At 64.6% G+C, this 6,396-nt stretch carries 5 protein-coding genes and 1 pseudogene; 2 read left to right on the forward strand and 4 right to left on the reverse strand.

Annotation, left to right across the window (positions count from 1 at the left end; all coding sequences use genetic code 11):
• The 4 genes from PGX04_RS11150 to PGX04_RS11165 form a co-directional block, all read right to left on the reverse strand.
• Positions 1-661, reverse strand: a 661-nt coding sequence (locus tag PGX04_RS11150; protein WP_273738571.1) for an aminotransferase class I/II-fold pyridoxal phosphate-dependent enzyme, incomplete at its 3' end; no start/stop codon positions are given.
• A 207-nt stretch (positions 662-868) separates the two neighbouring features.
• Entirely contained in the window at positions 869-1,648 is a 780-nt protein-coding gene (locus PGX04_RS11155; protein WP_273738572.1) for an SDR family NAD(P)-dependent oxidoreductase, read from the reverse strand.
• Positions 1,649-1,772: 124 nt separating this feature from the next.
• A complete protein-coding gene (gene ligA, locus PGX04_RS11160) occupies positions 1,773-3,536 on the reverse strand; it encodes an ATP-dependent DNA ligase LigA (RefSeq protein WP_273738573.1) in 1,764 nt (587 codons plus the stop codon).
• Positions 3,537-3,647: 111 nt separating this feature from the next.
• Positions 3,648-4,004: a hypothetical protein gene (locus PGX04_RS11165; protein ID WP_273738574.1), complete on the reverse strand. Its 357-nt coding sequence runs from the start codon at positions 4,002-4,004 to the stop codon at positions 3,648-3,650.
• Positions 4,005-4,280: 276 nt separating this feature from the next.
• Between PGX04_RS11165 and PGX04_RS11170 the strand changes: the two genes are divergently transcribed.
• Both PGX04_RS11170 and PGX04_RS11175 read left to right on the forward strand, forming a co-directional pair.
• The gene (locus PGX04_RS11170; protein ID WP_273738575.1) at positions 4,281-5,834 is read left to right on the forward strand and encodes a glutamate-cysteine ligase family protein; all 1,554 of its coding nucleotides are present in this window, start codon (positions 4,281-4,283) and stop codon (positions 5,832-5,834) included.
• A 302-nt stretch (positions 5,835-6,136) separates the two neighbouring features.
• Positions 6,137-6,396 (forward strand): annotated as a pseudogene (locus PGX04_RS11175) (FAD-linked oxidase); the annotation flags it as partial.

A 6,396-nucleotide genomic window follows, 5' to 3' on the forward strand; every position in this document is an offset into this window, starting at 1 on the left:
CGATGTCGTCGCGGGCGTCGAACCCGTCGCGGCCCTCGAGCAGGGCGACGGCGCTGTCCCGGTCGGCGAACTCGCCGTAGGCCTCGTCGACGACGAGCAGCGTCTCGTCGTCGGTTTCGTCGGCGAGGCGCTCGATTTCTTCGAGCGGCATCGTCGAGCCGGTTGGGTTGTGCGGGCTCGTAAGCCAGACGATCCGCTCGCCGTCGTAGGACTCGAGGACGACGTCGGCGTCCTGATCGAAGTCGTCGGCCCTCGAGAGTTCGTACTGGGAGACGTCGCCGTGGTGGAACCGGGCACTCATGCCGTAATACGCGAATCCCGGCGTCGGGACGATGACGTCGTCCCCCGGCTCGAGGGTCGCTCGGTGGAGGTAGTCGATGGCCCCGTCGCCGCCGTTCGCCAGCCAGACTTGCTCGTCGGTGACGTTCCACCGGTCGGCGACGGCGCTCGTGAGGTCGGCGTGAGCGGCCTTCGGGTAGGAACTCACGCTCGAGGCCGTCTCGCGGATGGCCACGGCGGCGGCCGGCGAGGGGCCATGCGGGTTCTCGTTCGAGGCGAGTTTGACGAACTCCGAGGGGTCGCGCCCGAGTTCGCGGGCGACCTCCTCGACGCCTCGACCCGCCTCGTATGCGACGTGATCGGACAGGTCGCGCGGTTGCATACGCGAATCCTGTTTCCCGTGGCTCTTAAGGGTGCTTACATGTGGTCAGTCGCCCCTCGAGGACTGTCGCGGCGCGCGCTGTACGGCGGCGAGCAAAGAGTCGGCTGCGGACCGATTCGCACGATGGATTTCGACCCATCGAGGGAGACAGCGTCGATCTCGATCGGTATACACCGCGATCACTGAATCGTCGGCCTCGAGCGCCGATCAGTTATCGGTACAACCCCACCCGAACGCCGTCCAGCCGCCGTCGGCGGTGAGCACTTCGCCGGTGACGAAGTTGTCTCCCGACGCGAGGAACTCGACGCAGTTCGCGACTTCGTCCGGCGTCCCGAACCGATCGAGCGGTGTCCGATCCCTGACATCCTGTTCGTCGAATCCCGTCTCATCTTGTGCCTGTTCGACCATCTCCGTCATGATGTACCCCGGTGCGAGCGCATTCACGTGAATATCGTGTTCCGCCCACTCGACCGCGAGACACCGGGTGAGATTGTTGACGCCTCCCTTCGTCGTATTGTACGGCGTTCGATCTTGCTGTCCCATACTTCCCATCATGCTCGAAATGTTAACGATCTCACCACCGTCGCCCTGTTCGATCATCCGGGCTCCGGCCGCCTGCGCACAGAAGAAGACGCCCGTCAAGTTCACGTCGACGACCTGCTGCCAGTCCTCGGCTGTCATCTCTTCTGCTGGACCGCGAATGTTGATCCCCGCGTTGTTCACCAGCACGTCGAGACGACCAAACCGATCGACGGTTTCATCGATCAAATTTTCGACGGACGGCTTCTCGCTCACGTCGACTTCGACCGGGTGAGCGGTGCCGTCCTTGTCTTCGAACTCGTCGACGACCCGTTCGCAGTCCTCGAGCGATCGCGAACAGATAACGACGTTATCGCCGACGTCCGCGAATCGCTCCGCGATGCGCTTTCCGAGTCCTCTCGTCGAGCCCGTGACGATCACCGTTCGCGTCTCTGGGGTACTAGCCATGGCGTTCTCGACCCCTATCCAAACGCGCTTAATTATGTTGATGATCAAACGACGACGGCTGTTTTATTTCGCGTGCCGATCCGGCAGCCGGCCACCGCCGAGCGCTCGAGCGGCCGTCTCCGTCTCACCGGCTCTGTAGTCGCTCGAGCCGTTCCAGCGAGTCCGCGTCCTCCGGGTCCTTGTCCGGTCGGACACCGACGAAGCGCGGGAACCGCAGCGCGTACCCCGACGAATAGGTCGGCGAGGACTGGATCTCCTCGTAGCCGACTTCGAAGACGACTTCGGGCTCGAGCTCGACCTCCTGACCCTCTTCGGCCGCGATGTGGGGCTCGAGCAGCTCCGTCAGCTCCGCGAGCTTCTCGTCGGTGATCCCGGTCGCGACCTTGCCGACCGTCTCGAGATCGTCCCCTGCCCGAACGGACAGTTCGAAGGTTCCGAGGAACGTAGCCCGCCGGCCCTCACCCCACTCCGCGCCGGTCACCACGCAGTCGAGCGTCTCCACGTCCGGTTTGCGTTTGCGCCAGTGCTTTCCGCGCCGGCCCGGCGAGTACGAGGAATCCGGATTTTTGAGCATGATCCCCTCGTGGCCCGCCTCGAGCGCGTCGGCGTCGATCGACTCGATCTCGTCGGGATCGCCGGTACGCCAGAGTAGCGAGAGTCCCTCGATGTCGGCGTCATCTACGGATTCGGGGCCGGAATCGGCGTCCACCAACACCGACCGGAGCCGATCGTGTCGAACCGTCAGCGGCTCTGCGAGCAAGTCCTCTCCGTCGGCGTGCAGACAGTCGAAGAAGACCGGCCGCACCGAGACATCCTCGCGGGCCCTCGCGACGTCGTGCTTGCGACGGAACCGCTTGAGCACCTCCTGAAACGGCAGTGGAGCGCCGTCCTCGTCGATCGCGACGACCTCGCCGTCGAGGATAACCGGGACCTCGAGGTGTGTCTCGGCGAACTCGACCACTTCGGGGAGCGCGTCGGTGATCTCCTCCATGTTTCGCGAAAAGACGCGCGTCTCATCGGCGCTGGGGACGTGATGCAACTGGACCCGGGCCCCGTCGTACTTCCACTCGACGCCGGCCTCCGCCCACTCCTCGAGCGCGTCGGTCACCGTCCCCGCCTGGGCGAGCATCGCCTGGACCGGCCGGCCGACCGCGAGATCCATCGCGTCGAGGCCTTCGAGTCCCTCGTCGCGAGCGATCCGTGCGACCTGCCCGTAATCGTTCGAGACCTGCAGCGCGCGCTCGACTCGATCCTCGGGAACGTCGAAGGCCGCCGAGATCGCGTCTCGAACCGTCCCCTCGCCGACGCCGATGCGCATCTCCGAGAGGACGAGTCGGGCGAGATAACGCGCTTCCTCGCTCGAGCAGCGGTTGAACAGTCCGAAGAGCAGGTCGACCTTGCGATCCTGGCTGCCCGAGCCTTCGGCAGCGGCGAGGTCCTCGAGGGTGTCGTAGACCTCGCGAACGGTAAGGCCACCGCTACTATCGCCGCTGGAATCGTCAGCGTCCCCGCCGGTGAACGCACCGAGTCCCTGCTGGCCGCCGAAATCGTAACTCGCCGCCACGTCGCCGATTTCGCCGATTTCCGCGAGTTGATCCTCGACGTCGTCGCTACTCACGTTCGTCCCCGCTGCGCGGGCGATCGCCTCGTAACACGCGCTCGGTCCGATATCGAGCGTCGTCGAGTCCCAGGCCGGAAACACCCGTCCCTGTGCAAAGCGCGCGACGATCTCGAGGGTCTGCGGTTCCACCGCAGCGCCCGAGGAACGTCGTTCCTCGCTATCGTCTCCCGCTTCGGCGAGCAGCTCCCGAACGTGAGCCACGATCTCGAGGTCCGCGGGTTCGGCATCGATCGTCCCGGCGCGGTCGGCGAACGTGGCGAACTCCATCGCCGGAGTGTATCGTCGCGGCGAGTAAAACGGTTCTGAGACGAGCACGGATTCGACTGCTATCGACGAGATGCCGAAAAATAGCCCGACCTCGAGTCGACTGTGATCCGGCTATGCGCTCTGTTCGGCGGTGTTACTCGCGTCCTGAGAGATCGACAGTTCGCTATTGCCACCGTCGAGTACGGTCGCGGTCTGGATACCCGTGTTACTGGCATCCTGATCGACGGTCTGTATCACGGGCGAATCAGCGTCGGAACTGGCGGTCTGGCCGGCGAGATTGCTCGCATCCTGGTCGATAGTCAGGATTGCCGAGCCGTTCTGGACCTCCGCTCCCTGTTCGGCGGCGTTGCTCGCGTCCTGATTGGTCGTCTGTTCGGTTCCTTCCTGTGCGGCGGCGGGGCCAACGAACCCGGCGATCATCCCAACGGCGAGCACGACGGTCAGCGTTGCGATCAATCTGGTTCTCATGGTGAAACGGCAGTGAGCCCCAATCGACGGATCCTATTAAGCGCACTACTGGAAATATCCATTGGATATCTACCGATTTCAGGTCGATGCCGATACCGAACGCAGGAGACGAGTTCGTCCTGTATCAGGTGCATGATAGCAGGACCGAACGGCGATGTCGCCGAAAACGCGCCTCGAACGTTCGCTATCGGCGCTGATGGGGAACTCCTATCAGGAGACGATACCCGTTGTGAGGAGAAACGTGCTTTCAAGGCGTTTGCGCCCGCACCCCGACGTATGCCAGAGGAGGAACTCGCCGCGCGGGTCGCTGACGTCCTGCGGGTCGACCCCGACGACTTCCGGGAGCGGGCCGAGGCGGACGCCGAGGTGATCAAAGACGGCGTCGAGGAAGGAGTATTCGACAACCCGCAGGCGATCGTCGGCCTCGAGTACGAGTTCTACGCCGTCAAGGCCGGTGACTGTACGCTGCGGCGAGTCCCGCGCCGACTGCTCGAGCTGATCGGCTTCGAGAAGGAGCTCGGACTCCACAACGCCGAGATGACGACGAGTCCGCAGCCGTTGAACGCCCACGGACTCTCAGCGCAGGAATCGGAGGTGAAATCCCGGCTCCGGACGGCACTCGACGTGACCCAGTCCGAGCGAATGCGACTGGTCAGCGACGGCATCTGGACGATCCCGCCCGAGGGCGAGGCGGCGAGCACCTACCTCACCGACAGCGTCGAACGGACGGCGAGCGCGCCGGACGGGACCGACCGCACGATCCGTATCGCGACGAACATGAGCGACTCGGCCCGCTATCACGCGATGGCCAACACGGCCCAGGCCGACTCCGCGGGGATGTATATCGACGCGCCGCACGTCTCGCTGCAGGACGATACCGTCATGCCCGAGAGCCTCATCACGTCGATCCAGCCCCACTACCAGGTTTCACACGCTCCCGACCTCCCCAAGTACTTCAACTACGCCCTCCGAGTCGCGGGCCCGCTGCTCGCACTCGGCGTCAACTCCCCGTTCTTCCCCGCCGGTCTGTACGACGACGATGCGACCGCCGAGGACGTCCTCCGAGACGGCTGGATGGAACACCGAATCAGTATCTTCGAGACCGTCCTCAACGACCCCACCACGGGTGAAGGAAAGGTTCGCTTTCCGCGCGACCTCGCGGACGTCGACGAAGCGATCGATCGGATCGCGGCCGACGACACGATCGTCCCGATGCCGGTCGAGGCGGGCGAACGCTTCGACGACCAGTTCCCACACTTCAGCCGCAAACACGGGACCTACTGGCGGTGGATCCGACCGGTCTTCGGCGGGCCGACGCGCTCGGCCGCCAACGCCCGCATCGAGTTCAGACCGATCCCCGCCCAGCCCACGGTCCGCGATTCCGTCTCCTTCCTCGCCGCCTTCGCCGGCCTGATGGAGAGCCTGATCCGCCTCGAGCACCCCGTCGTCGAACTCGACTGGCAGCTCGCCCGCGAGAACTTCTACGCCGCGATGGTCGACGGCCTCTCGGCCGACCTGAACTGGATCACCAACGACGGCAAGGAGACGACCGACTGCCTCGCGCTCTACGAGGACCTGCTGGCCCACGCCGAGGACGGACTGACCAACCGCGGACTGAGCGAGGAGGAGGCCGCGAAGTACCTCTACCCGCTCCGGCGGCGCGTCCGCCAGCGGGTGACGCCGGCCAGCTGGAAGCGCGAGCAGGTGCAAGCGGCGCTCGAGGACGGTGACGACCTCGCCGAAGCCATCGAGGGAATGCAACAGCGGTACGTCGCTCGGCAGTCGGAGACGCTGCTCGAGGGAAGCTTCGCGGACTGGATCGGCGACTAACACGTCGATAGCGACGTGGCGCGTGAAGTGCCTCGGGGTCACGTGGTTCGAAAATTTTCGATTTTCGTAAAAAGGTGGACTATCTGTGCATAATTAGTATTACTATATGAGACAGATCGGGGGACACTCGAGAGTCCGTACATCGACTGCCGGAACAGGAGTGACTGGCACCCCTAGAAATCGCTCCCTCGACGGCCGCCCCGGAACCCGATTCGATCGGTGAGTCTCCGACATATCTGCCGGACGGATCGTCGTGTTGGGTATACTACTAGTTTATCTCCGGCGGATGCGTACGCTGCTATATGGGATCACTACACAAACACCGCGGCGAGGTAGCGCTCGAGGAGCTTTCGGACGACGCCGTTCGGTCTTTCGCCACGCGGTTCCACGGCGACGTACTGCGCCCGCCCGACGAGGAGTACGACGAGGCTCGCCGCGTCTGGAACGGGATGATCGAGAAGTATCCGGCGCTCGTCGCGCGCTGTGCCGACGTCCCCGACGTCGTCGCGGCCGTGACCTTCGCTCGCGATCACGAGCTGCCCCTCGCGGTTCGGGGCGGCGG

Source organism: Natrinema soli, assembly GCF_028618695.1.

Bases quoted from the DNA above. Each gene is read 5' to 3' on its own strand.
- PGX04_RS11155 (WP_273738572.1), bottom strand. From the start codon at position 1,648: ATGGCTAGTACCCCAGAGACGCGAACGGTGATCGTCACGGGCTCGACG.
- ligA (WP_273738573.1), bottom strand. From the start codon at position 3,536: ATGGAGTTCGCCACGTTCGCCGACCGCGCCGGGACGATCGATGCCGAA.
- PGX04_RS11165 (WP_273738574.1), bottom strand. From the start codon at position 4,004: ATGAGAACCAGATTGATCGCAACGCTGACCGTCGTGCTCGCCGTTGGG.
- PGX04_RS11170 (WP_273738575.1), top strand. From the start codon at position 4,281: ATGCCAGAGGAGGAACTCGCCGCGCGGGTCGCTGACGTCCTGCGGGTC.